Annotated in this window: 27 protein-coding genes; 18 read left to right on the top strand and 9 right to left on the bottom strand. The window is 42.7% G+C overall.

From position 1 onward, the window contains the following. Positions 1 to 41: 41 nt before the first annotated feature. Both ettA and C8D94_RS07410 read right to left on the bottom strand, forming a co-directional pair. Positions 42 to 1,733, bottom strand: coding sequence for an energy-dependent translational throttle protein EttA (gene ettA / locus C8D94_RS07415; protein ID WP_115123294.1), 1,692 nt, complete (start codon positions 1,731 to 1,733; stop codon positions 42 to 44). A 118-nt stretch (positions 1,734 to 1,851) separates the two neighbouring features. Continuing rightward, entirely contained in the window at positions 1,852 to 2,028 is a 177-nt protein-coding gene (locus C8D94_RS07410) for a CAL67264 family membrane protein (RefSeq protein WP_245946248.1), read from the bottom strand. Positions 2,029 to 2,234: 206 nt separating this feature from the next. On the opposite strand from C8D94_RS07410, the gene C8D94_RS07405 reads away from it, so the two are divergent. Both C8D94_RS07405 and C8D94_RS07400 read left to right on the top strand, forming a co-directional pair. Next, positions 2,235 to 3,878, top strand: coding sequence for an acyl-CoA carboxylase subunit beta (locus C8D94_RS07405; protein WP_115123292.1), 1,644 nt, complete (start codon positions 2,235 to 2,237; stop codon positions 3,876 to 3,878). A gap of 58 nt (positions 3,879 to 3,936) precedes the next feature. Then, the gene (locus C8D94_RS07400; RefSeq protein WP_115123601.1) at positions 3,937 to 4,359 is read left to right on the top strand and encodes a DoxX family protein; all 423 of its coding nucleotides are present in this window, start codon (positions 3,937 to 3,939) and stop codon (positions 4,357 to 4,359) included. Here the strand turns inward: C8D94_RS07400 and C8D94_RS07395 are convergent, their stop codons facing one another. Continuing rightward, entirely contained in the window at positions 4,360 to 5,697 is a 1,338-nt protein-coding gene (locus C8D94_RS07395) for a M24 family metallopeptidase (RefSeq protein WP_115123291.1), read from the bottom strand. It lies immediately after the preceding gene. A gap of 21 nt (positions 5,698 to 5,718) precedes the next feature. Between C8D94_RS07395 and C8D94_RS07390 the strand changes: the two genes are divergently transcribed. From C8D94_RS07390 to C8D94_RS07380, 3 genes are all read left to right on the top strand, one after another. Continuing rightward, on the top strand, positions 5,719 to 5,988 hold the full coding sequence (locus tag C8D94_RS07390) for a hypothetical protein (protein ID WP_115123290.1): 270 nt from the start codon (positions 5,719 to 5,721) through the stop codon (positions 5,986 to 5,988). Between the two features lie 54 nt (positions 5,989 to 6,042). Further along, the gene (locus C8D94_RS07385; protein WP_115123289.1) at positions 6,043 to 6,483 is read left to right on the top strand and encodes an SGNH/GDSL hydrolase family protein; all 441 of its coding nucleotides are present in this window, start codon (positions 6,043 to 6,045) and stop codon (positions 6,481 to 6,483) included. Between the two features lie 254 nt (positions 6,484 to 6,737). Then, positions 6,738 to 7,553: a 2,3,4,5-tetrahydropyridine-2,6-dicarboxylate N-succinyltransferase gene (locus tag C8D94_RS07380; RefSeq protein ID WP_115123288.1), complete on the top strand. Its 816-nt coding sequence runs from the start codon at positions 6,738 to 6,740 to the stop codon at positions 7,551 to 7,553. 21 nt (positions 7,554 to 7,574) lie between these two features. Here C8D94_RS07380 and C8D94_RS07375 read toward each other — a convergent pair whose 3' ends face one another. Both C8D94_RS07375 and C8D94_RS07370 read right to left on the bottom strand, forming a co-directional pair. Next, complete coding sequence (locus C8D94_RS07375) at positions 7,575 to 8,198, bottom strand: trimeric intracellular cation channel family protein (RefSeq protein WP_115123600.1); 624 nt, start codon at positions 8,196 to 8,198, stop codon at positions 7,575 to 7,577. Between the two features lie 23 nt (positions 8,199 to 8,221). Beyond that, entirely contained in the window at positions 8,222 to 8,938 is a 717-nt protein-coding gene (locus tag C8D94_RS07370; protein WP_115123287.1) for an RDD family protein, read from the bottom strand. Positions 8,939 to 8,971: 33 nt separating this feature from the next. On the opposite strand from C8D94_RS07370, the gene C8D94_RS07365 reads away from it, so the two are divergent. The 8 genes from C8D94_RS07365 (at position 8,972) to C8D94_RS07330 (ending at position 17,183) form a co-directional block, all read left to right on the top strand. Next, a complete protein-coding gene (locus tag C8D94_RS07365) occupies positions 8,972 to 9,964 on the top strand; it encodes a stage II sporulation protein M (RefSeq protein WP_115123286.1) in 993 nt (330 codons plus the stop codon). A 26-nt stretch (positions 9,965 to 9,990) separates the two neighbouring features. Further along, positions 9,991 to 10,878: a hypothetical protein gene (locus tag C8D94_RS07360; RefSeq protein WP_115123285.1), complete on the top strand. Its 888-nt coding sequence runs from the start codon at positions 9,991 to 9,993 to the stop codon at positions 10,876 to 10,878. 177 nt (positions 10,879 to 11,055) lie between these two features. Continuing rightward, positions 11,056 to 11,844, top strand: coding sequence for a DUF4129 domain-containing protein (locus tag C8D94_RS07355; protein ID WP_115123284.1), 789 nt, complete (start codon positions 11,056 to 11,058; stop codon positions 11,842 to 11,844). Continuing rightward, positions 11,841 to 13,058, top strand: a complete 1,218-nt coding sequence (locus C8D94_RS07350) for a DUF4350 domain-containing protein (protein WP_115123283.1) — start codon at positions 11,841 to 11,843, stop codon at positions 13,056 to 13,058. Before C8D94_RS07355 ends, C8D94_RS07350 begins: the two co-directional genes overlap by 4 nt. After that, on the top strand, positions 13,045 to 14,061 hold the full coding sequence (locus C8D94_RS07345) for an AAA family ATPase (protein WP_115123282.1): 1,017 nt from the start codon (positions 13,045 to 13,047) through the stop codon (positions 14,059 to 14,061). Before C8D94_RS07350 ends, C8D94_RS07345 begins: the two co-directional genes overlap by 14 nt. Then, positions 14,062 to 15,393 carry a DUF58 domain-containing protein gene (locus tag C8D94_RS07340; RefSeq protein WP_115123281.1) on the top strand — a complete coding sequence of 444 codons (1,332 nt, stop codon included), beginning with the start codon at positions 14,062 to 14,064 and terminating at the stop codon, positions 15,391 to 15,393. It abuts the gene before it with no gap. A 132-nt stretch (positions 15,394 to 15,525) separates the two neighbouring features. Further along, positions 15,526 to 15,951 carry a DUF2141 domain-containing protein gene (locus tag C8D94_RS07335; protein WP_115123599.1) on the top strand — a complete coding sequence of 142 codons (426 nt, stop codon included), beginning with the start codon at positions 15,526 to 15,528 and terminating at the stop codon, positions 15,949 to 15,951. 284 nt (positions 15,952 to 16,235) lie between these two features. Further along, entirely contained in the window at positions 16,236 to 17,183 is a 948-nt protein-coding gene (locus C8D94_RS07330) for a LysR substrate-binding domain-containing protein (protein WP_115123280.1), read from the top strand. Between the two features lie 28 nt (positions 17,184 to 17,211). On the opposite strand, the gene C8D94_RS07325 is transcribed toward C8D94_RS07330, so the two are convergent. From C8D94_RS07325 to C8D94_RS07315, 3 genes are all read right to left on the bottom strand, one after another. After that, entirely contained in the window at positions 17,212 to 17,409 is a 198-nt protein-coding gene (locus tag C8D94_RS07325; RefSeq protein ID WP_115123279.1) for a hypothetical protein, read from the bottom strand. Positions 17,410 to 17,532: 123 nt separating this feature from the next. Then, the gene (locus C8D94_RS07320; RefSeq protein WP_115123278.1) at positions 17,533 to 18,333 is read right to left on the bottom strand and encodes a TIGR00266 family protein; all 801 of its coding nucleotides are present in this window, start codon (positions 18,331 to 18,333) and stop codon (positions 17,533 to 17,535) included. 179 nt (positions 18,334 to 18,512) lie between these two features. Further along, on the bottom strand, positions 18,513 to 18,977 hold the full coding sequence (locus C8D94_RS07315; RefSeq protein WP_211308907.1) for a DUF4442 domain-containing protein: 465 nt from the start codon (positions 18,975 to 18,977) through the stop codon (positions 18,513 to 18,515). A gap of 243 nt (positions 18,978 to 19,220) precedes the next feature. Here C8D94_RS07315 and C8D94_RS07310 point away from each other — a divergent pair, with 243 nt between their 5' ends. The 5 genes from C8D94_RS07310 to C8D94_RS07285 all read left to right on the top strand — a co-directional run bounded on the left by C8D94_RS07310 (position 19,221) and on the right by C8D94_RS07285 (position 23,459). Further along, a complete protein-coding gene (locus tag C8D94_RS07310) occupies positions 19,221 to 19,724 on the top strand; it encodes a DUF4870 domain-containing protein (protein WP_115123276.1) in 504 nt (167 codons plus the stop codon). Positions 19,725 to 19,907: 183 nt separating this feature from the next. Beyond that, positions 19,908 to 20,246: a PadR family transcriptional regulator gene (locus C8D94_RS07300; RefSeq protein ID WP_115123274.1), complete on the top strand. Its 339-nt coding sequence runs from the start codon at positions 19,908 to 19,910 to the stop codon at positions 20,244 to 20,246. After that, positions 20,243 to 21,991: a PspC domain-containing protein gene (locus C8D94_RS07295; RefSeq protein WP_115123273.1), complete on the top strand. Its 1,749-nt coding sequence runs from the start codon at positions 20,243 to 20,245 to the stop codon at positions 21,989 to 21,991. The genes C8D94_RS07300 and C8D94_RS07295 overlap by 4 nt, the downstream gene beginning before the upstream one ends. A 115-nt stretch (positions 21,992 to 22,106) precedes the next feature. Beyond that, positions 22,107 to 22,835 (top strand): head GIN domain-containing protein, encoded by a 729-nt coding sequence (locus tag C8D94_RS07290; RefSeq protein ID WP_115123272.1) that lies wholly within the window; start codon positions 22,107 to 22,109, stop codon positions 22,833 to 22,835. Positions 22,836 to 22,970: 135 nt separating this feature from the next. Beyond that, positions 22,971 to 23,459 carry a nuclear transport factor 2 family protein gene (locus C8D94_RS07285; protein ID WP_115123271.1) on the top strand — a complete coding sequence of 163 codons (489 nt, stop codon included), beginning with the start codon at positions 22,971 to 22,973 and terminating at the stop codon, positions 23,457 to 23,459. Between the two features lie 98 nt (positions 23,460 to 23,557). On the opposite strand, the gene trxB is transcribed toward C8D94_RS07285, so the two are convergent. Then, positions 23,558 to 24,538, bottom strand: coding sequence for a thioredoxin-disulfide reductase (gene trxB / locus C8D94_RS07280; protein WP_115123270.1), 981 nt, complete (start codon positions 24,536 to 24,538; stop codon positions 23,558 to 23,560). Positions 24,539 to 24,703 lie beyond the last annotated feature (165 nt).

Here is a 24,703-nt window from a genome sequence, read left to right as displayed (position 1 = left end):
AACAATTGCGGGGGTTTTTTATCTATTCAAAAGTAGGGATGCTATCGTATCAGTTTCTTGTACTTGATACGTTTTGGCATTACATCGCCACCCAAGCGTTTCTTTTTGTTTTCTTCATACTCGCTGAAGCCTCCTTCAAAGAAATATACTTGACTATCACCTTCAAAGGCTAGAATGTGTGTACATATCCTGTCCAAGAACCAACGGTCGTGACTAATTACCACAGCACAACCTGCAAAGTTTTCTAAACCTTCCTCCAAAGCACGTAGGGTATTTACATCAAGGTCGTTGGTGGGCTCATCGAGCAACAGGACGTTGCCTTCCTCCTTTAAGGTCATGGCAAGGTGCAAACGGTTACGTTCACCACCCGAAAGTTTCGATACCTTTTTATTCTGCTCGCTCCCACTAAAGTTGAAACGACTTAAATATGCTCGTGAGTTTACTTGCTTACCGCCCATCATCACGAGTTCTTGACCGTCACTAAAGTTCTCCCATATTGTTTTCTCAACGTCAATATTACTATGACTCTGGTCTACATAGGCAATCTTGGCTGTTTCACCAACGGTAAAGCTACCTTTATCAGGTTCAATCTCGTCCATAATCATCTTAAAGATGGTAGTTTTTCCAGCCCCGTTGGGGCCAATAATCCCCACGATACCTGCCTGTGGTAGCTTAAAGTTGAGGTCTTCATAAAGCAACTTATCCTCAAAAGCTTTGCTCACTCCATTGGCTTCAATCACATTGGTTCCCAAACGAGGACCATTTGGGATATAGATCTCCAGTTTTTCATCCAACTTCTTTTGATCTTGGCTCAAGAGTTTATCGTAGTTCTGTAAACGTGCCTTTTGCTTGCTCTGTCTTCCTTTTGCTCCTTGGCGTACCCATTCCAGTTCTCGCTCCAAGGTCTTTTGGCGCTTGCTGGCTTGTTTTTGTTCCTGTGCCAAGCGTTTGCTCTTTTGGTCCAACCACGAAGAGTAATTGCCTTTCCACGGGATGCCTTCTCCCCTGTCCAGTTCCAATATCCATCCCGCTACATTGTCCAAGAAATAACGGTCGTGGGTTACAGCGATCACGGTTCCTTTATACTGTGCCAAATGGTGCTCCAACCAGTGGACACTCTCTGCATCCAAGTGGTTGGTCGGCTCGTCCAGTAACAACACATCGGGTTCTTGCAGCAGCAAGCGGCAAAGGGCAACACGACGCCGTTCCCCACCCGAAAGCACACTAATGGGCTTATCGCCATCTGGTGTGCGTAGTGCGTCCATGGCAATTTCAAGTTTAGTGTCCAGTTCCCAAGCATTGGCAGCGTCAATTTCGTCTTGCAGCACGGCCTGTCTTGCCATAAGTTTCTCCATTCTATCTGGATCGCTATACACTTCTTCTAGCCCAAACATATCGTTAATCTTGTTGTACTCATCGAGGATCGCTACCGTTTCGGCGGCACCTTCCTTTACGATCTCGAGTACGGTCTTGCTATCGTCAAGCTGGGGTTCTTGTTCTAAATACCCCACCGAGTAGCCTGGTGCAAATACCACATCGCCTTGATAGTTTTTATCTACCCCTGCAATTATTTTCAGCAACGTAGATTTACCACTTCCGTTAAGACCCAGGATGCCTATTTTGGCTCCGTAGAAAAAACTTAAGTATATATTTTTAAGTACAGGGGTTTGTGCGCTGGGGAACGTCTTTGTGACCCCAGACATAGAGAAGATTACTTTTTTATCGTCGCTCATAGTTGGTTAATTGATTTAATATGTTGCTTGAATTGTGAAGGCTTCACCTTACCTCAATGCAAGTGTTTGCTTCAAAATTCAAAACTCTTAGTTTTTTCGCCACTCGCCGCAGGGCCTTTCAGACTCTCCCCTTCAGGGCGTTAAAAACCCATGCGATAGCAAAGAAACCAATCCCAACCGAGGCAAATCCCCAGCCGGCGGTATCATCGTATCTAAAAGCTCCAAGTGCAATAAGGCCGCAGCCTACAACAATCATTATAAAAGTGGCCCAGGCCAATACAGTATTTTTATTCATCATTTTTTTTTGTGCTTTGGGCGTTCCCCATCCTCGCAAAAAAGCTACGGTGGGTCGGGTCTTCGCTACTCGCTTCCCGATTTTATCGGGAGAGCTCAAACATGCCGCTCAACCCCTAACGCGGGTTCAAATATCGTGAAATATTGAGAGAATGCCTACACCGTTAACAAGCATTTCGTATTTTTGAGGCACAAGAATTAAGACCTATGGACATAAACTTCAATAAAAACGAAGACCACAATAAGTTAGCAGTTTCAGAATTAAAAAAACGGCTTGCAAAAATAAAACTGGGCGGTGGTGAAAAACGCATTGAGAAACATCACGCAAAAGGAAAACTTACAGCCCGGGAGCGCATAGATTATCTATTGGACAACAAAAAACCCAGTATTGAAATTGGTGCCTTTGCCGGGGATGGCATGTACGAGGAGCACGGAGGTTGCCCAAGTGGTGGTGTTGTGGTAAAGATAGGGTATGTACAGGGCAAGCAGTGTATCGTGGTTGCCAACGATGCTACCGTAAAAGCAGGAGCTTGGTTCCCTATTACAGGTAAAAAGAACCTACGGGCACAAGAAATTTCCATAGAGAACAAGTTGCCTATTATCTATTTGGTGGACAGTGCTGGAGTATATCTGCCTATGCAGGACGAGATTTTTCCGGATAAAGAACATTTTGGCCGTATTTTTCGCAACAACGCCGTGATGAGTAGTATGGGTATCACCCAGATTGCTGCTGTAATGGGAAGTTGTGTGGCCGGTGGCGCCTATCTTCCCATTATGAGTGACGAAGCATTGATAGTGGATAAGACAGGGAGTATCTTTTTAGCGGGAAGCTACCTAGTAAAAGCTGCAATTGGAGAAAGCATAGACAACGAGAGCCTAGGTGGTGCTACGACCCACTGCGAAGTGAGCGGTGTGACAGATTACAAGGCGAAAGACGATAAGGATGCCCTTGATAAAATAAAGAACATAGTATCAAAGATTGGTGATTTTGACAAAGCAGGTTTCAATAGGATTAAAGCAGAGAAACCTTTAGCAAATCAAGAAGATATTTACGGTATTCTCCCAAAGTCAAGAGCCGACCAGTATGACATGCGGGAAATCATAACCCGACTGGTGGACAACAGTGAATTTGAAGAATACAAGGAAGGATACGGTCAAACAATCCTAACAGGTTACGCCCGTATAGACGGTTGGGCCGTAGGGATTGTTGCCAACCAACGAAAATTGGTAAAGACCACAAAAGCAAAGACCAAGCCCAGCGAGATGCAGTTTGGCGGGGTGATTTACAGTGACAGTGCCGATAAGGCCACTCGCTTTATAGCCAATTGCAACCAGAAAAAAATACCGTTGGTTTTTTTACAGGACGTAACCGGATTTATGGTAGGAAGTAAAAGTGAGCACGGTGGAATTATTAAAGATGGTGCCAAAATGGTGAATGCTGTTAGTAACAGTGTAGTGCCCAAGTTTACCATTGTTATAGGGAACAGTTACGGAGCAGGAAACTACGCCATGTGTGGTAAAGCTTACGACCCACGATTGATCGCTGCTTGGCCAAGTGCCGAACTGGCCGTAATGAGTGGAAACAGCGCTGCCAAAGTATTGCTACAGATTGAAACAGCCTCCCTTAAAAAACAAGGCAAGGAAATTTCAGAAGAAGAAGAAAAAGAACTATACGATAAGATAAAAGCACGATACGACCGCCAGATATCGCCCTACTACGCAGCTGCACGAATCTGGACCGATGCGGTAATAGATCCGTTGGACACCAGAAAGTGGATTTCCATGGGAATTGAAGCCGCAAACCATGCACCTATCGAAAAGCCTTTTAATTTGGGGGTTATTCAGGTTTGATTTCTATATGTGGCTAAAAATTAGTATCTTAGATACGCACAACAAATTACCTTTAGCCATGGAAACAATAAAATCACTCAATAAATGGGCTAATAAAAATAGCTATTACCCTATCGATCTATTAAGGATAGCTCTGGGTATCACATTGTTCTATCAAGGAGTATACTTTATGTCTAATCTGCCACTCCTATTAGAACTTTACGAACCCATTAAACCACTCATTGGTGACGTGCTTTTGGTACATTACATTGCTCCTGCACATTTTGTAGGTGGTTTCTTGATTGTATTCGGGTTGTTGACACGCTGGGCCATTATAGCCCAATTACCAATTTTGGCCGGTGCTGTGCTTATTAACTTTGTAGGGACGATGGATACCAAAAATCTAATCTTAGCGCTTGCAGTGTTACTAGTTTCGATATTCTTTTTAGTGTATGGTTCTGGGAAACACTCTGTAGATAAATATCTTAGAATGCAACAATAATCAATACGTGTTTATAGGTTTAATCTCTTCTTGTCGCCCATTCACGTAGCGGAATCCGTTAGGGCCCCAGAATCCTGCTTCCTCGAGCATGATACGGACGTCCTTGTCCCATTCTTCAATATAGGTTGTATTATTCAACTCAATGGCATAGACTGTGTTTTCGTGCAGGGGGTAATCGCCATTAACAGGCACTCCGCCTTGACTGTCCCACATTCCCAAAGTGGTTCCAGAGCTGTGACCATAGGTGCCCAAAGGGTGGGTATAGATGGAAGGTCGCAATCCTTCGTCTTTTCCCTCGGCTAAGGATTCCAACAAAATTGCGTTACCGGTCTTCCCAGTTTCAAAATTATTGGTGAATATATCCTGTACACGGTTTCCGGTCTTAAAGGCCTCTGCTAAAAATTCAGGTACTTTGGTTTCTCCTTTTTTCAATACGTAGGCATGTTGTTGGCAATCGGTGTTCAAGGTAATGTACGTGATTCCAAAATCACAATGCAACAAATCGCCTGGACGTATAATCTCATCCTGTTTCGCCTTACTGAAGGATTCAATATGGCTTTTTAAGGCCTCGTTGCTCCGTTGCACATCTACGGTTGGGTGGAACCACGTTTCCAGGCCCATGTCGGTAACCTTTTGGCGCATCCACCACACCACATCGTCCGTAGTAGTTTCGCCAGGAGTGATAACCTTGCTGGAAAAGGCTTCATCAATAATATCGTGGGTTACCTGTACAAGGGAATTGTACAGTTGCATCTCTTTTTCGGTTCGGGTCTCGATCCAGGCGATGGCCAAGGGCTCTGCAGAGACTATTTTCGATTCCAAAAACCCGGGGAGGGCCTCTTTCAGTTCCTTAAAATCGGTATGCACCAAACCGTCGGCAATGCCAAAATGTTCACTGAAATTCACCGCTATTTTCTCAGGATTGCGTTCTTGTATAATTTCCACCAAACGCTGCCATTGGTTGGGCTGTTTTTCTTTGTCCCAAGCACTTTGAATGTTCTTTCCCACATCGTATCGGGCAACGGCTAGTTTCTCAATAGTGTTCTTCTCCTTGTTTCGGTAAAATACCAAGATGGTCCTTCGGCGTGCATTCAACCAGCGCGCGGGAAGCATAGTACGCATTACGGGATCTTCGTTATATTCCCGGGAGATCACCAGCCACATATCAATATCGGTTTCGTCCATTAGCTTTGGTAACAGATTGTTGAAACGGTCCGCAAGGATTTCATTACGCATATCGGCTCTTTCGCGCTCGCTAAGGATTTGCGAAGTCCCTTCAGCATACATAAAAAGTAGGAGAAGGGTGAATAGCGTAGTAACAATTGGTTTCAATTTCATATCTTTAGAATAAAAGTTGGTATGCGGTCTTGGTATTCGGTTTTAGTAGTTTTGGCTCTGTTAGGTTGTAGCGGATCAGACGAATCCACTGTGCCCTTTGAAGTGCCCCAGGATGAAGAATCCACCAATAACGACCCTAATATCGTAAACATTTTGTTCATTGGCAATAGCTTGACCTCCTTTAACAATGGTATGGATTTTCATGTACAACGGTTTTACAGTAATGGTAACGAGCTGCCCAATCCCGTGTTAGTGGACGAAAGCACCCTACCCGGTGCTACCTTGCAATAACATTTAACCCATGCACAGACCGTGCATAAGCTAGATAGCAAGATATGGGATAAAATGATTTTACAAGAAAACGGACAGCACGCTTTTGAAAACCCTAGAGAGGCGCTAGCTTCGTTCAACACATACAAGGCTTATTTTGAAGGCAAACCCACGCAGGTGTATATTTTTATGACCTGGGCCTACGAGGGCCACCCAGAGATGACCGGCGCCCTGGACTCACTCTATACACAAGCCGCAATGGAGAACGGTCTTACAAAATTACCCGTTGGTTTGGGATGGCGTGATGTTATGGCCACCAACCCTCCCTTTGAGTTGCTGAGTGCAGATGGTGTACACCCCAGTATGCACGGCACCTACTTTTCGGCAGCGATGCTATTTGAGATGATTTCTGGCCAAGTTGTAACCAACAACCCCTACACTACCCCTTTGAACGAGGAAGATGCCGAAGTTTTGAAAGAGTTTGCCCACCAGGCTGTTCTGGAACATTTCAATTAAAAAAAGAGCTCCATTTCTGAAACTCTTTTTAACAAACAACCCCAACTGTTCCTCCTCCGTGAGGGTGTTTTATAAAGTACCCTTAAGCACAATTTAAAAGTACATTCAAAATTTACATATTTAAAGTTGGTTTGAGGGAACGCTGCTTTTTGCTGAGCGAAAGACACCTTTGGACTATTTTCTATACTGAAATGATACTAGGAGCAACTACAAATTGTATCTTTACATTTCTGAAATTGAATAAGAACATACGCATGACCGAACTACAAAAAACCATTGAAACCGCTTGGGAAGACCGCTCCCTACTGTCCAATCCTGAAACCATTGCAGCCATTCGAGAAGTGGTGAGACTTTGCGATGAAGGGGAATTACGTTGCGCACAACCTACGGAAAATGGTTGGCAAGTAAATGAGTGGGTGAAAAAAGCAGTGGTACTGTATTTTCCTATCCAAAAAATGGAAACCATGGAAGCGGGTATTTTTGAATACCATGATAAAATTCCACTAAAACGTGGGTACGAAGCAAAAGGGATTAGAGTGGTGCCGCATGCCGTAGCCCGTCATGGAGCATATATTAGCAAAGGCGTGATCATGATGCCAAGCTATGTAAATATTGGAGCCTACGTAGATGAGGGCACAATGGTAGATACTTGGGCAACCGTGGGCAGCTGTGCGCAAATTGGTAAAAATGTACATTTAAGTGGTGGTGTAGGCATTGGCGGTGTTTTAGAACCCTTACAAGCAGCCCCAGTAATTATTGAAGACAATGCCTTTATAGGCTCACGGAGCATTGTGGTAGAAGGAGTGCACGTGGAGAAAGAAGCAGTATTGGGAGCCAATGTGGTACTCACGGCCTCTACCAAGATAATTGATGTTACAGGGAGCGAGCCCAAGGAAATGAGAGGAAGGGTTCCAGCACGATCGGTAGTGATTCCCGGAAGCTATACCAAGAAATTCCCAGCGGGTGAGTTTCAAGTGAGTTGTGCACTCATCATTGGGGAACGCAAGGAAAGCACCAACAAAAAAACATCCTTGAACGACGCACTACGGGAATATGATGTGGCGGTGTAATTAAGCTGGAGAAATTCCATTTCAATCATTTTCAATGGCATCCTTTTTATAGATACTGGGCAATGACCAATTAAAGGTTACCGCTAGTAGCCTAATAGTGATGACTACCGAAAATGAAATGATGACCACCCAGTTTTCAGAAACGTTAAATTTCAGCAGTAAAAAATATACCGAGCCACCCAAGATACAGGCCGTGGCGTAGATATTCTTTCTGAATATCACAGGTATCTCATTACACAAAATATCCCGTATCACCCCACCAAAACAAGCCGACATTGTACCAAGGGCGATACAGATAATCGCAGGGAAATCTGCCGCAATACCCTTTTCTACCCCAACTACAGTGTATAGCGCTATCCCAATAGTATCGAATAAAAACAGGGAACGACGCACATAGCTCAATTTTTTTCTGAAGATAATGGCAACAATGGCGGCTAAGATTATCACGTACACAAACGTGAGGTTACGCATCCACGCTACGTTGGCATCTATCAATATATCACGTAGGGTACCGCCTCCCACAGCAGTAACAAAAGCAATGATAAAAATGCCAAATGGATCCATTTTCTTTTTCATCGCTGTAAGGGCACCAGAGATGGCAAAGGCGATGGTTCCCAAAATATCAAGAATGAGAAAAAGATCTATCGAAGAAGTTGCAATGGCTAGACTCACATGTTCTGGGTATAGTAGTTATAATCCTTAATCACCTTATCTACAAAAGCAATGGGCTTTTCCTCTGGGGTTACTTCCATCACTTTGGAGAGGCGGTCCTTAAGCTTGAGCACCACTCCATGGTTGCCGTTGTACTTGGCTTCCCAAAACAGCGATTTTACAGTGCTCATCTCAGCATCGGTAAACACGGTTACTTGTGGGTATCTTGGGGTATAATCTTCTGGCAGGTCCATGACCAATGTTTGGGACAGACTCACGGTTTTCTTTTCGGTAATAACAGTGGTAGAGGCAGCGATATCGCCCAAGCGCTGTCCTTTTCCATTCAACAGCACGGTTACCAGGGCCAGTGCCCCGCTGGTGATGGTTACATCGATTATACGCAATAACCAACGAATAAAGTAATTTGAAAAAGCAGGTTTGGAACCGTCAAGTTTCACCACGCGCAATTTCAGCAATGCCTTGCCCGGACTGCGGCCATTCCAGAAAGTTTCCCACAAAAGACTGTAGGTGAAAATGGGAAGTCCAGCCGTCATATACACCAAGAACATATAGTCGCTATCAAACTCCAACGCAGATATGGCGATGGATGCCAGGATAATATACACGAAGATGATAAGGTAATCTATAATGAACGCAAGCACCCTTTCTCCTACTCCGCCAACGTTTTGGGCAATGTTTACATTTTGCGCTGTTTCTATTTGAAAATTATCCATTAAATATGTTTCTTTGAAGAAAAACTGCTACGTATGCGCGAAGCTGCTTTTGCGAAACAAAATAAAGACAAATGGATAAGATTTGAAAATGTTCTGCGGAATAATATTCAGGTTGCTCCGGACGAGCTGAGCGCACTGTATATTGAAATCACAGATCACCTTAGCTACGCACAAACCTTTTACCCCAAGAGCAACACATTACGGTACTTAAATGGCCTTTCGGTCCTTGCACACCAAAAAATTTATAAAACCAAACGCGAGTCCCGAAAACGCTTTATTACCTTTTACACAAAAGAGTTTCCCCTTTTCTTCGCGCAGTACCAAAAACAACTGCTCATCGCCTTTGCAACCTTTGCTATCTTCTCAATCGTGGGGGCCTATTCCGCTGCTACCGATGGTGATTTTGTCCGCCTTATCTTGGGCGATGGCTATGTAAACATGACCCTACAGAATATTGAGGATGGCGACCCGATGCGCGTGTACAAAGAAATGAACGAATTGGAAATGTCACTGGGTATTACCATCAACAACATAAGAGTAGCGCTTATGGCGTTTGCCTTTGGGCTGTTTTTAAGTCTGGGGACACTTTTTATCATCATGCGCAATGCCATAATGCTGGGATCTTTTCAGTATTTTTTCTACGATCAGGGCTTGCTTTGGGAAAGCGCAAGAACCATCTGGATACACGGTACCATTGAGATTTCAGTAATCATTATTGCGGGCTGCGCAGGTTTGGTATTGGGCAACAGTATCTTGTTTCCCGGAACGTATTCACGGGTACAATCGTTTGTAAAAGGAGCAAAGGACGGGGTAAAGATTTTGATAAGTACCATTCCGTTTTTTATCGTTGCCGGATTTCTGGAAGGTTTCGTGACCCGCCACACCGAGATGCCAGACTGGCTCGCTATATTCATCATAGGTGGTTCGCTGGCCCTCATCCTTTTTTATTATGTTTTTTACCCACTTCATTTACAAAGAAAAATACGTTTACAGCTTGAAGAACGTAACGCACTCCCCGAACAGTAGACCTATAAAAAACTAGATAGACTTTTATGCACGATTTCATTCAATTTAAAAAACAAAGAGAGCTGGGGACCATCCTTAGCGACACCTTCAAATTTATCCGGTTACAGTGGAAACCTTTGTTCGGGCTCATTTTCCGTATTGCAGGACCAGCATTGGTATTATTGGTCCTAGCTTATGTTTTTTATATGCAAACGGTTTTTGGGAGTTTTGGGACCCTGGGCAGCAATCCTAGTTTTTTCAGCAGCTCAGAGTTTGGCGTATCACTTATACTGGCGTTAGTCCTAATTATTATTGCGGGGATTGCCTACTACGGACTTATGTACGGTACGGTAATGTACAGCATACGATCGTACATGAACAACAATGGCCTTATTGACAAAAAAGAAGTGATAAACGGCGTAAAAACCGATTTCTGGAAATTGATGGGAATAAGCGTCCTCACGGCACTTATGATAGCTGTAGGTTTCTTGGTATGTATTGCGCCCGGGATTTATCTGGCCGTGGTATTGGCAACTACCTACGGAATCTTAGTGTTTGAAAAACGAAGTGTTACGGACAGTATAAGTTATAGTTTTGAACTTATAAAAGGCGAGTGGTGGATTACCTTTGCAACCCTTTTGGTTATCCTTATCCTCTATTATATAATTATGGTAATAGCACAGATTCCGCAGTACATTTACTTTTTTATTAAAATGTTTACCATTGCTGAAACGATAGATTCGGATCCCGCTTCTATGTTCGACGGCGTTTACATAGCCCTTAACGGGGTTGCACTGCTCGCACAATACATTCTGTATGTGATCATTGTGATTACCACAGGGTTTATCTATTTCAATTTAAACGAAAAGAAACATTTCACCGGGACTATTGAAACTATTGAGAGTATTGGGGAAAGAGAGACGACAGGAGACTAGTGGGGTAGAAAAAAAATATAGCAACCAACAGGAACTGGAAATGCTTGAGGTAAAAATTTAAGAATGGCAGAAAATGACAATGGGACTCCAAAATGGTCTAAATTTATTATGAAAGTACCGTTCCCGTCTATATCCCATTCACTATTTTCTTTTTTCGATAGCTTCTGATTTAAATAAATGAACTTTAGATTTTGTATCATACTAGTACTGCTTATGGCCAATCCAACATTGGCCCAGGACACCATTGCACCGCTAAAGGAACAGGCAGTACAGTATGATACAAGTACAGAAACAACCCCGCTCCCCCTAAATGAAGAAAAAGTTGAGGAGTATAAAAACAATCCAGATTTTAATTACGCCCCTCCCGAGGAAACCGATAATTGGTGGAAACAGTTTACTAGTTGGATAGGCAATGGTATTTCAAGGTTTTTCAATTGGTTGGGCAATGTTTGGAGAAGTTTTTGGGAATGGTTGTTGCCCAACGGGCAAGGGAGCCCGTTTTGGGGGTTTGCAATCAATATCTTGCCGTACATTATCATTACCATATTGCTCGCATTTGTGGTGTGGTTGTTCTACAAACTGAATCCTGGGGCGAAATTGATGCAGAGTAAAGAAAAACCCGATGTGTTCTTTACCGAAGAGGAAGAGATCATAAAAACCCGCGATATCCAAAAATTGATAGATAAGGCCTTGGCGAACAACAACTACCGTCTTGCCGTACGCTACTATTATCTTTTAATACTGAAACGCCTCACCGATGCCGAACTCATTGAATACGAATTTGACAAGACCAACAGCGATTATTTTGCTGAAATAGCTTCAGAAAACCTGAACACAGGTTTCAGGAAAGCAACCAACATTTACGATTATATCTGGTATGGAAACTTTACCGTGACCGAAACTGATTTCAACAAAGCACAGACTATTTTCAACAATCTGGAAAAAAGCATCCACAAGGCCGCATGACAAAACTCCAAAAAATAGTAGTGTTTACCTTATTGGGGCTCGTATCCCTCTTGGTGTATGTAGAGGCCACCAAACCACAACCCATCAACTGGTTCCAGAGTTATAGCCGTGTGGATAAGATACCGTTCGGGACCTACGTTTTACACGATTTGCTTTCAGAAAAAGTAGCTGGGAACTTTATCGAAATTAATCGTCCTCCCTTCGAAGCTGTTAGTGATTCAGCACTACAGGGCACCTATTTTTTCGTGAACAATTATGTGGGTATCAATGGTGATGAAATGGACCGTTTGCTATCTTGGGTTGAAGAGGGAAACACCTTGTTTTTTGCTTCCCACGGTTTCAGCTATGAGCTAGAGGACACACTTTCCCTTGAAACCACCACAGTGTATAATATAAACGCAATTGGCTCCCAACCTTTGCTGGAACTTACAAATTCAACATTACAGTCTGAAACGCCCCATAAAATAGACAGGGATTTAAGTGTGTATGTTTTTGAAGAGATCGATACCCTCTCACACACCGTGCTAGGACAGGCCGATGTGTATAACGACACCCTGAGCCTTGAAAATCCTGCTCCCAATTTCATAAAAGCCCCTTTTGGCGAAGGAACTATTTTTCTGCACACCCAGCCCGAAGTTTTTACCAACTATTTCCTCCTGGACGATAATAACCTGAACTATACCGAAGGTGTTCTGGGATACCTCGACACCACAAATAATATTTATTGGGACAACCACTACAAATCTGGAAAGCCCATTGAAACCTCGCCGCTCTATATTTTATTGAACAATAAATACCTTAAATGGGCCTATTATTTTATGCTCATGGGTGCCTTGCTATTCGTGCTATTTGAAGGAAAACGTAAACAACGGAAGATCCCCGTCGTGGAGCCACCAGCCAACAAGACCTTTGAGTACACCCGTACCATAGCTGGAATGTATTACGACCAGAAGGACTATACCGCCATTGCCAAAAAACAGATTGCCTTATTTATGGAATACGTTCGCACCCGCTTGCGAATCCCTACCGAGCATATTAACGCACGCTTTTTTACCCAAGTGGCCGCTCGTAGTGGCAATAGCGTAGAAGATACCAAGGCATTGTTTACCTTTATGGACCACATACATAAAGCCGAAAATATACAGCCTGAAACCTTACAAAGATTATACAAACAAATTACTACCTATAAACAAAAAACAGATGGAAAATCCTGAAGAAAACCCAATACAACCTCAAGCTCAAGAAGATTTGCAGTTTAACAACCGTATCCCGCTGGAGGAGCTTAAAACTTCGGTGGAAGGGATTAAAGCACAACTTCGAAAAATTATCGTTGGGCAAGAGGACTTTGTAGAATTGCTCATCGTGGGATTGTTGGCAAACGGCCACGTGTTGATAGAGGGTGTTCCCGGGATTGCCAAGACCATCACCGCAAAGCTGTTTGCCAAAACATTGAAGACAGATTTTAGCCGGATACAGTTCACCCCAGACCTTATGCCCAGTGACGTATTGGGAACGTCCGTATTGAATATGAAACTTTCTGAATTTGAATTCAAGAAAGGCCCCATCTTCAGTAACATTATCCTGATAGACGAAATTAACCGGGCGCCCGCAAAAACACAGGCCGCACTCTTTGAGGTGATGGAAGAACGACAAATAACCATGGACGGCACCAAGTACGAGATGGATTACCCTTTTATGGTGCTGGCAACCCAAAACCCAGTGGAACAGGAAGGCACCTATGCCCTTCCCGAAGCGCAGTTGGACCGTTTTCTTTTTAAGATCAAGGTGGGGTATCCAAAACTGGAAGAAGAGGTGACCATCCTCAAGACCCATCATGACCGTAAGTTGGCCATCCCACAAGATGCTATTGAGGGAGTACTCACTGCTGAAAATCTACAAAAATTCCGTGGGCAGGTACAGGAAATATTGATAGAGGATAAAATATTCAACTACATCGCACAGATTGTAGACAAGACAAGGAACCATCCGCATTTATACTTGGGAGGCTCGCCAAGGGCTTCACTGGCCATAATGAATACCTCAAAAGCTTTTGCCGCCATCAATGGGCGTGACTTTGTAACCCCGGACGATGTAAAGCGAAGCCTCGCCCCCGTCCTTAGGCACCGTATCATCCTATCCCCAGAACGTGAAATGGAGGGAATGACCCCAGAAACGGTAATCGATATGATTGCACAGAGTATTGAAATCCCGAGGTAGATGATCAACTTCTTTAAATCGCTATACCTTACGCCACGTTTTTTCTACGTGCTCGCTGTGCTTTCGGTATTGTTTATTATTTCCAATTGGTGGTTGGAGCTGTATGGCATCACTTGGGTACTGGTGTCGGGAATTGTAATTTTTATGCTGCTGGAAATTTCAATGTTGTACAGTGGCAAAGGGATAAAGGGCAATCGTGTACTTCCTGAAAAATTCAGCAATAGTGATGAGAATGAAATAATTGTTCAATTGAACAACAATTACCCCTTTACAGTAACAGTGGGCATTGTGGATGAGCTCCCTATACAGTTTCAGAAAAGAGATTTCTTCCAGCGCATAAAAATCCCTGGAAAGCAACGTCAAGCCTACCCTTACTTGGTGCGTCCTGTGGAGCGAGGTGAATATGTCTTCGGAAACCTGAACCTGTATGCAACATCGGTTATCGGGCTGGTACGCAGGCGATATACCTTCAACAAGGAGCAAATGGTAAAGGTATATCCCTCTTTCATACAGATGAAGAAATACGATTTCCTCGCCATTGACAACCGCTTGTCGCATATCGGGTTGAAAAAAATACGACGCATAGGCCATACCATGGAGTTTGAGCAAATAAAGGAATATGTGGTTGGGGACGATGTGCGCACCGTGAACTGGAAAGCCACGGCAAAGAATGCACGGCTTATGGTGAACCAGTTTCAAGATGAAAAAATGCAGCCTGTGTACAGCATTATAGACACCAGCCGTGTCATGAAGATGCCTTTTAACGAACTGAAATTGATCGATTATGCCATTAACAGTGCGTTGGCTTTCAGCAATATTGCGTTGAAGAAAAACGACAAGGTGGGCTTGGTAGATTTTAGTCATAAAATCGGTAGTTTCTTGCCCGCACAGGCCAAGAAAACCTATCTCAACAACATCTTGGAAACGTTATATAATATAGATTCCAAGTACTTGGATTCAGATTATGGGGCATTGCAAGCATTGGTGCGCAGACGCATTACCCACCGTAGTTTATTGCTGCTCTACACCAACTTTGAGCATATCTCATCCCTACACAGGCAACTCCCTTATTTGCAAGCTATAGCCAAGAAACACGTATTGGTAGTCATCTTTTTTGAAAATACCGAGCTTCGTAAACTCAGCGAGACCGAAGGCACCCATATCCCCGACATTTTTGACAAGATTATTGCACAACAGTTCCAGTTCGATAAAAAAGTAATGGTACGTGAACTACAGCAGCGCGGCATACAAACGGTATTGACCGCACCCGAGGATCTTACAGTGAATACCATAAACAAATATCTGGAAATTAAGGCGAAAGGGTTATTGTGACAAAGACTGAAACTTAAGATATTACATTTCAGTATTAAATTTCTACAGTTGGGTAGGATTCAATTTTCCCTGCTACGGTTTCTTCGCACTTTTGAAGTGTTCAAAACAAATAAACACTTTAAAACAGAAATTATGAAGACTATCATCACAACAATCGTTCTAGCCCTTACACTAACATTTATGAATGCCCAGGACACAGTTAAAACCGAAGGCACCACAATTACCCTAACAGTTCCTGTTAAGACAGAAAAAGGTGAAATCCTGGCCGGTCTCTACAACGAAGCCACCTTTATGAAAGCCGCTCCTTTACAAAGTGCCAGCAGTAGTATTAAAAACGGGAAAGCCACATTAACCTTCAAGAACGTAATGCCAGGGGAATATGGCATCTCACTTTTTCACGACACCAACGGCAACCATCAAATGGATTTTGAGCCCAGCGGTATGCCCAAGGAAAACTACGGAGTTTCCAACAATGTAATGAGCTTTGGTCCACCGCAATGGAGCGATGCTAAATTCACCGTAGGAGAAGAAGCTGTTGAAATGGAGATTATTATGTAACCAGTGTATAAAGTTTAAAACAAAAAAAATAAAATCTGCAATAACTCCAAAAGAAGTACTTAGAGGTCTGTTGAGCGCAGTCGAGAAGTTAACCAATTTAATAATTTTAAAGATTTCGACTGCGCCCAACCAGACATTTGCCTGCAGTAAACCAGAACAATGAACTTTGGTTTACCACCCTTCTAATAACCAAAAACTTACAGGTTAAGAGTAATTATAAATTTTATCGATAGTATTTGGTATCTTTGTGTTCGTACCCCGTACACATAAAATCGTACTTCAAAATGACTATCACTCAATTAAAATATGTCCTCGCCGTAGCAGAGCACCAAAACTTTACCAAGGCAGCCGAAAACACCTTTGTGACCCAGCCAACATTAAGTATGCAGATTCAAAAGTTAGAGGACGAGCTTGACATCTTGATTTTTGACCGAAGCAAAAAGCCCATTGAACTTACCGATATAGGTAAGAAAATTGTGAGCCAAGCACGAAACATCGTGAACGAGGCCGACAGGATGCAAGACGTGGTAGACCAGCAAAAAGGGTTTATTGGGGGTGAGTTTAAGCTGGGCATTATCCCCACAATTATGCCCACGCTATTACCTATGTTCCTTAGAACGTTCACGAAACGTTATCCAAAGGTACAGCTGAAAATAGAAGAGCTCACTACAGATGAGATTATCTCAAAGATTTCTGAAAACCATCTGGACGCCGCCATTGCCGCGACCCCCTTGTACCAAGAAAAAATAAGGGAACGTGCACTATATTACGAACCTTTTGTTGGCTACATCCCAAAAAGCCACCGACTAGCTGAAAAAAAAGAAATTGAAACTGCCGATCTTGATATAGAAGATATCTTGCTACTGGAAGACGGGCACTGTTTCAGGGATGGAGTTGTAAATTTGTGCAAAAGCCCAAAATTACATGCAGACCAATCTTTTCAATTAGAAAGCGGAAGTTTTGAAACCCTTATTAAACTGAGCAACGAAGGCTTGGGAATGACACTGCTCCCCTACTTACACACTCTAGAAATTTCAGAAAAACAAAAAGATAACTTACGGTACTTTGCCAAGCCGCACCCATCTAGGGAAGTAAGCCTAATCTATAGCACGAGCGAATTAAAACTTCAAATAATAAATGCACTATACGATACAATTTCAGGGGTGGTTCGTGGTGCCATTGCGTTTCAGGATGTGGAAATTATTAGCCCAACAAAGAAAAATAGGAAATAAAAAAAGCCCCCATGTGGAGGCCTCTTTGTTAGGGATTTAAATATATTAAACATTGATTTAATTGCGGGTTCTGTTTTATAAGAGCATCTACCCAGACCCTTAATTCCTCAATTTCGTAAGGAAGTAGTCTTTCCATTGCTTTTTTCAACTCTTTACAGAACAAGTTAACATCAAAACTTACTTTTTTTAATACAGCTTTAGTGTAATCAAACATTGCTCTTGCCATAGTAAACTCGGTATTAATTAGGTTACGTAGTTTTTTTCTATATGCGTGAGGTTTAGGATTAAATATGAATGTAAGATACTAAAAAACTTTCAAAAAAAAATGATTGTTGATAAGTATACTATGTTAAAACCGGTTATCACCATCCAGCAGATCTCCCAATCCCCCCAGGATGCTTCCCTCACCTTTATTCTTGCCTCCTCCTCTTGGTGCTGCAGCCCAAACACGTTTTGCCAAACGGCTAAAGGGTAAAGATTGTACAAAAACGGTCCCTGGCCCTGTGAGAGTTGCAAAAAACAATCCCTCTCCTCCAAACAAGGTATTTTTTATGCCTCCTACAAATTCGATATCGTAATGTATGGTGTGGTCAAAACCAATGATACAGCCTGTGTCAATCTTCAGTTTTTCGCCAGGAGCCAATTCCCTGGTTGCCGTGGTTCCACCAGCGTGCACAAATGCCATTCCATCCCCCTCCAGCTTCTGCATTATAAACCCTTCGCCTCCAAAGAGTCCGCGCCCCAATTTCCGTGAGAATTCAATCCCTATGCTCACGCCTTTTGCGGCACACAGAAAAGCATCTTTCTGGCAAATAAACTTATTGCCAAATCTGGTTAAATCTATTGGGATGATCTTGCCGGGATATGGAGACGCAAAATTCACCTGCCGTTTGCCCACGCCTATGTTATAAAAAGCCGTCATGAACAAGCTCTCGCCCGTGAGCAAGCGCTTGCCTGCTCCAAACACCTTGCCCATAAAGCCTTTATCCTTAGCAGATCCATCGCCAAAAATGGTTTCCATCTTTATCCCATCGTCCATCATCATAAAGCTGCCTGCTTCGGCTATAACGCCCTCATTGGGGTCCAGTTCTATTTCTACAAATTGCATTTCCTCGCCTAGGATACGGTAGTCTATTTCGTGCGCGTTCATTTTTTAAAATGTTTAGGTGTTTATGTGTTGGGATGTTTAGCAGAATGTTACAGGATGTTGCTGAAAAAATTAACAAACTCTTTATGACGCATAAATTTGCAGAGAAGCGCGGAAATTTACGGAAGTTGTGTAACTGGTATTATAATAGGGATTCTAATCGATACCTCAAGCGCTCAACCCTAAACCCCTACACTCTTTTTCTTAACCGTCCACTCAAACTCAAATACCGAAACTACATCTCCAGCCTGGTCCACCCCTTCGGCTTTCATCCAGCAGGTTTGGCCTTCACCATTGGCAACGGTTGCAGTTATTGCTTCTTGAATAGCCATTCCATCGTTACAGGTAAAAGTGATTCTTCCTTTGGCTTTTTTGGTAAAGGTAGCTTTGTTGTTTGCCACAAGCATAGAAACTTTGGCACTACTCTCCCGTATCTGTGCCATCACCAAGGCTCCCGTACTCAACTCTGCAGCCATTCCCTGTACGGCCCAGAACATAGACTTAAAAGGGTTTTGATTGATCCACCGTAATTTCACCGATGTCACGCAGCGGTCTTCTGAAATTTCCCTGACCCGGACCCCCGTTAGAAAAGCCGAGGGAAGTTTCAACATGGTAAAGGTGTTTATTTTTTTGGGTGTGAGCATAATGGTAGGGTATAAATTTGTGTAATGTGCTGTAAAAATAGAAAAACGAAACATGAAAATTGTTCATTTTCAGAAATACATTTCAGTAATCAAAAAACGGGACAAAGTCACTAACGTTAGGAAAATCGGGAACAACCCAACAACCTTATCAAAATACGATATTGTTAATACTTTGTTAAAATTTAGTACTATGCGTAACATAATACCAAGCAATAGACATATATTTGTATAAGAAATTAATGGTCTATGGAAACTAACCTTTCAAATAACGATAAAAATGTAGCTGCGGCAACACACCTCTCTACGTTTTCAAAATATCTTTTTCCGTTGGGGAACTTTATCCTTCCCTTGCTGTTATGGACTACCAACAAGGAGAAACCTTTTATAAACGAACACGGTAGGCAGGCGCTTAATTTTCAGTTGAGTATTTTGGTTTATACAATTTTAATAGGAGTGGCCTGCTTACCTTTCTTTATCATTTTGGCGACCGATTTTATTTCCCTCGTTGAAACCTTGGAAAATCAATACCACGAAGTTTCGGTACAAAACGTGAAAAACGTGTCGGGCTATGTAGTATTGATTCTAATCGTTGCAATTGCTCTACTAGGGCTCTTCGTGTTTGAATTGTACGCCGTGATCACCGCTACCATAAAAGCATCCAGGGGCGAACGGTATAGATATCCCTTGACCATCCCATTCATAAAAAAACAACAACCATTAAAACCTCAGGAACATGAACACGCTAATTAGCATTGTTATGGCCATTGTCCTAAACATATTGGGTGTAGAAGTCCAAGAAAGGCAACTAGCCAGCAAAACACAAACAGAAATAACAACGCAGCAACACAAACACTGCGACTCTATTTCTGCAACAATGAAAGATACAATTACTGCATCATCAATCAAAACCGAACATAAATGTAAATTAAGCAAATGAAGATCGAAAACACAAAGGCGCAAATGCGCAAAGGGGTCTTGGAGTATTGCATCCTGTCTATTTTAAAGGACGGGGAGGCATACACCGGTGATATATTGGACACCCTCAAAGACGCAAAAATGCTTGTGGTTGAAGGTACTATCTATCCGTTATTAACGCGATTGAAGAATGCCGGACTCCTGGCCTACCGCTGGGAAGAATCTACCAGTGGGCCACCACGCAAGTATTATGAACTCACAGAAACAGGAAACCTGTTCTTAAACGAATTAACTACCACCTGGAGCGAACTGCAACAGGCCGTAAACAAAGTAACTAGCACAACCTCTAAGAAATGAAAAAGACAGTAAACATAAATTTGGCAGGCACGTTCTTTCATATAGACGAGGATGCCTTTGGCAAACTTTCGCGCTACCTGGAAGCCATAAAAAACTCGTTGAGCGATCCACAGGGCAAGGACGAGATTATACGCGACATTGAAGCGAGAATTTCAGAATTGTTCTCCGAAAAAATTGAATCGAGCTCCCAAGTAATCAGCCTAAAGGAATTGGACGAGGTAATCGCCGTAATGGGACAGCCCGAGGATTATCGAGTGGACGAGGAAATGTTCGACGACACCCCTCCCCCACATTCCAGTACCCGCAGGGACCGCAGCTATGGTTCCCACAAGCAACTGTTCAGGGATGTGGACAATAAATTTATATCTGGGGTTTCTTCAGGATTGGCACACTATCTCAAGATAGATGCTATCTGGGTACGCCTATTGTGGATATTGCTCACCCTGCTCACCAGCGGAACCTTTATTATAGTGTATATCCTATTCTGGATACTGGTGCCGCCAGCATTGACAACTTCAGAAAAACTGAAAATGAGCGGTGAGGCCGTTACAATCTCCAATATCGAAAAAAAGTTCAAGGAAGGATATGAAACAGTTGCAGATAGGGTAAAAAATGCAGACTATGACAAATTCGGGCAAAAAGTAGGCAACGGTGCAGTCACTTTTGTTGAAACGCTTGGTAATATCCTTCTTACTATCCTAAAGATATTTGTCAAATTATTCGGAATATTCTTAATTCTAATTGGCCTTACCGTGCTGGTAAGCTTGATTATAAGCCTCTTCACGCTGGGCACCATAGACCTTTGGGGAACAGGAGAAGTGCTGGACTACATAAATCTGGTAGACACGACCAACAGCCCTATCTGGCTGGTGTCGCTACTGGCTTTCTTTGCAGTGGGCATCCCATTTTTCGTGATCTTTATCTTAGGACTGAAACTTTTGGTGAGCAACCTAAAATCCATTGGAACCAAGGCAAAGATCATCCTATTGGTACTTTGGGTGGCCTCTTTGATAGGGCTGGGCATCATGGGTATTCGCCAAGCTACCGAAAAAGCCTATAACGGCGAAGTGTTGACCGAAGAAACACTGCCCGTGCGTACCGGAGACACCGTGTATGTTGCCATGAAGGGCAATACCCAGTACGATACCCATCTCTCTCGTGGGAACGGTGTGGAGATTAAGTATGACGAAAACGATAGCCAAGTAATTTACAGCAACGATATACGGTTAATCGTGAAATCTACAACCGATAGCGTTGCAAAAATCGTGATAGACAAGAACGCCGAGGGCAACAGCTTCCTGAACGCTAAAAAACGTGCCGAAGCTATTGAATATGAGTATAGTTTCGAAAACGGCACCCTATTCCTCGATGGCTATTTCTTGACTGCGATAGAAAACAAATACCGCGACCAGGAGATTGATATTACGCTATTTTTGCCCGAAGGAAGTATCCTTGTGGCCGAAGAAAATACCTATTCTTTCCACAGGAATGATTCGCGCTATGGTGATATTCTCCACAACGGAACAGAAGGACAACATCTTTTGATTCTTAAGAATAAAGCAGAGTGTCTTGATTGCCCTGAAGATGATTCAGTTGAGGAAAATATTGAAACCCTAACTTCTGAAAACGAAAACTGGAGGCAGGAAGTATCTGAAGATTTTGGGGAGGAAACTGAAACCAATATATTCATAAAAGAAGAGGATACCCTCCAAACAAAAACCACAAAAGTGAACGATTCTATATAGGACAATGACCATATACTGTTATCCTGTTATCCTGAACGAGACAGGAGGAGGAATCTCAATGAGATTACAATTCCATGAATTTCAATAGAAAAAAACAACCAATAAAACAAAAATCATGAAAACACTAAAAATTATCTTGCTCACCATAGCAACCGTAACCTTGAGTTCGTGTAACTTCGATATAGGCTTTAACCAAACCCACGGCAACGGCAATGTAACTACCGAAACCCGAAGCGTTACAGAAGATTTTACAAAAGTACGAGGTAGTTCTGGGCTGGACGTATACCTTTCCAAAGGTACTACCGCGAGCATTAAAGTTGAAGCAGACGAAAACCTGCACGAAATCATTGACACCGAAATCCAAAACGGCACACTACATGTTAAAACAGCAAACAGCCACAACATAGGTAAATCCAAAGCCAAAAAGGTTTTTGTAACCTATGTTGCATTGGACGAAGTAGCCTCCTCCAGCGGAGCCGATGTGATAGTGGATGGCACCCTTGAGGCCGAAAACCTTACCTTGGATTCCAGTAGTGGTTCCGACCTAGAAATTAACGTATTTGCAAAAACCCTCTACGTAGATTGTAGCAGTGGAGCAGATATTAAAGTCTCAGGAAGAGCATCGGAACTTACCGCGGACGCATCCAGTGGCAGTGAGATAGATGCTAAGGACCTCTTGGTGGTTAATTGCAAAGCTGAGGTTTCCAGCGGTGCCGAGATTACTGTGAACGTAAAAGATAACCTGGAAGTGGATGCATCCAGTGGTGGCGATGTAAACTACTACGGAAACCCAACAGCCGTGAAGGACAACAGTAGTAAATCCGGAAGCGTTCGGAAGATGTAAACGTATCTTTATCGGTTTCAATTTTCAAAACTCCTCATTGGAATTTTGGATCTAGACAAGAAGCTATCGGCTAACCGCCGTATCCGTCCTAGCACTTTTTGAAGGTTAGGACGGATTTAATTAAACCATCTTTTTATGAAAGCATTGCTTATCCTGCTATTTTCGGCACTAACAACAGTAGCCATATCACAGGTTGAGACTACTTCAGGGTTATTTATGCAAATGAAAAGGCTAGATAGTATCCTCTTCGAGGAAGGCTTTAACAACTGTAATTTGAAAGATCTGGAAACTGTACTAGCAGAAGATCTGGAATTCTACCACGATGTGGGTGGCACCCAGGATAAAAAAGAATTCTTGGAAGCCATGGCAAAAAATATCTGCGGAAATCGCTCTGTAAAAATAACCCGGGAATTAATTGAAGGTAGCTTGGAGGTATTCCCACTTAAAAATAACGACAGTCTATATGGGGCATTGGTAAACGGAGCCCATGAATTCTTCAGAAAGGAATCTGGTGGAGAAATTGAAAAAACTGGTTATGCTCGCTTTACTTCATACTATGAATTATTAAATAATGTATGGAAACTAAAACGGGTTTTCAGTTTTGACCACAAAGCAGCGGAATGATCAATTAAATAAAGCTATCGGCTAATTGGCCGGAATGAAAAAACCATTCAGAAGGAAAATCTCCTTTTGAACGGTTTTCATATTTTAGATACTATTTTTTAATTATATGTAGACGTTGTTACTTCCTCTACACTGCCAATTTCAGCTAGATATCGCTCTGCATCCAAGGCTGCCATACATCCCGTTCCTGCTGCCGTCACAGCCTGGCGGTATTCCTTGTCCTGTACATCGCCACTGGCAAATACGCCCGGCTTGTTGGTCTTAGTAGACTTTCCTTCGGTTTTGATGTAGCCCGTATCGTCCATGGTAATCTGGTCTTTAAAGATATCGGTATTGGGTTTGTGGCCTATGGCGATAAACAATCCTGTGATATCTATCGTTTCTTTTTCGCCAGTTTGGTTGTTTTTCATACGCAGTCCCTCAACCACCATATCGCCCAACACTTCGTCAACTTCGGTATTGTAGCGCAGGTCTATATTTTTGGTTGATGTAACACGGTGTTGCATTGCTTTGGAAGCACGCATTTCATCTCTACGGACTAGCATAGTAACCTTTTTACAAATATTGGCAAGGTAGGTAGCTTCTTCGGCAGCGGTATCACCACCACCAACTATAGCTACATCTTGTCCTTTGTAGAAAAACCCATCACAAACCGCGCAAGCAGAAACTCCACCGCCACGTAACCTCTGCTCACTTGGCAACCCAAGATATTTTGCAGTAGCTCCAGTTGAAATAATAACTGTTTCGGCTTCTAGTTGTGTTGAGTTATCCACAGTAATTTTATGAATTCCGCCCACTTCATCACTGAATTCTACAGCTGTTACCATCCCTATACGTACTTCGGTACCAAAACGTTCGGCCTGTTGTTGCAGTTGTACCATCATCGTGGGACCGTCTATCCCTTCTGGGTAGCCAGGGAAATTATCTACTTCGGTAGTAGTGGTTAATTGTCCACCAGGCTCCATCCCAGTGTACATAACAGGTTTAAGGTCTGCTCTGGAAGCATAGATAGCCGCCGTGTATCCCGCAGGACCAGATCCAATAATCAAACATTTTATTCTTTCAACTGTATCGCTCATGGTATTATTCTTTGTAAGATTTCAGAATGTAAAAGTACTAAGATTAGCGAAAAACAAACCCTAAAACTTATTAAGAATTGTAATGGATTTATTAAGTTTTTTGATGGAAGCCGGTGTGTTTTGTGAAAGTTCTATCGATGGTCGTAATATATAGGGATGTAGAAA

This window comes from Marinirhabdus gelatinilytica, from assembly GCF_003353425.1.
Taxonomy (GTDB): domain Bacteria; phylum Bacteroidota; class Bacteroidia; order Flavobacteriales; family Flavobacteriaceae; genus Marinirhabdus; species Marinirhabdus gelatinilytica.
This window is presented reverse-complemented; position numbering and strand designations above follow the sequence as displayed.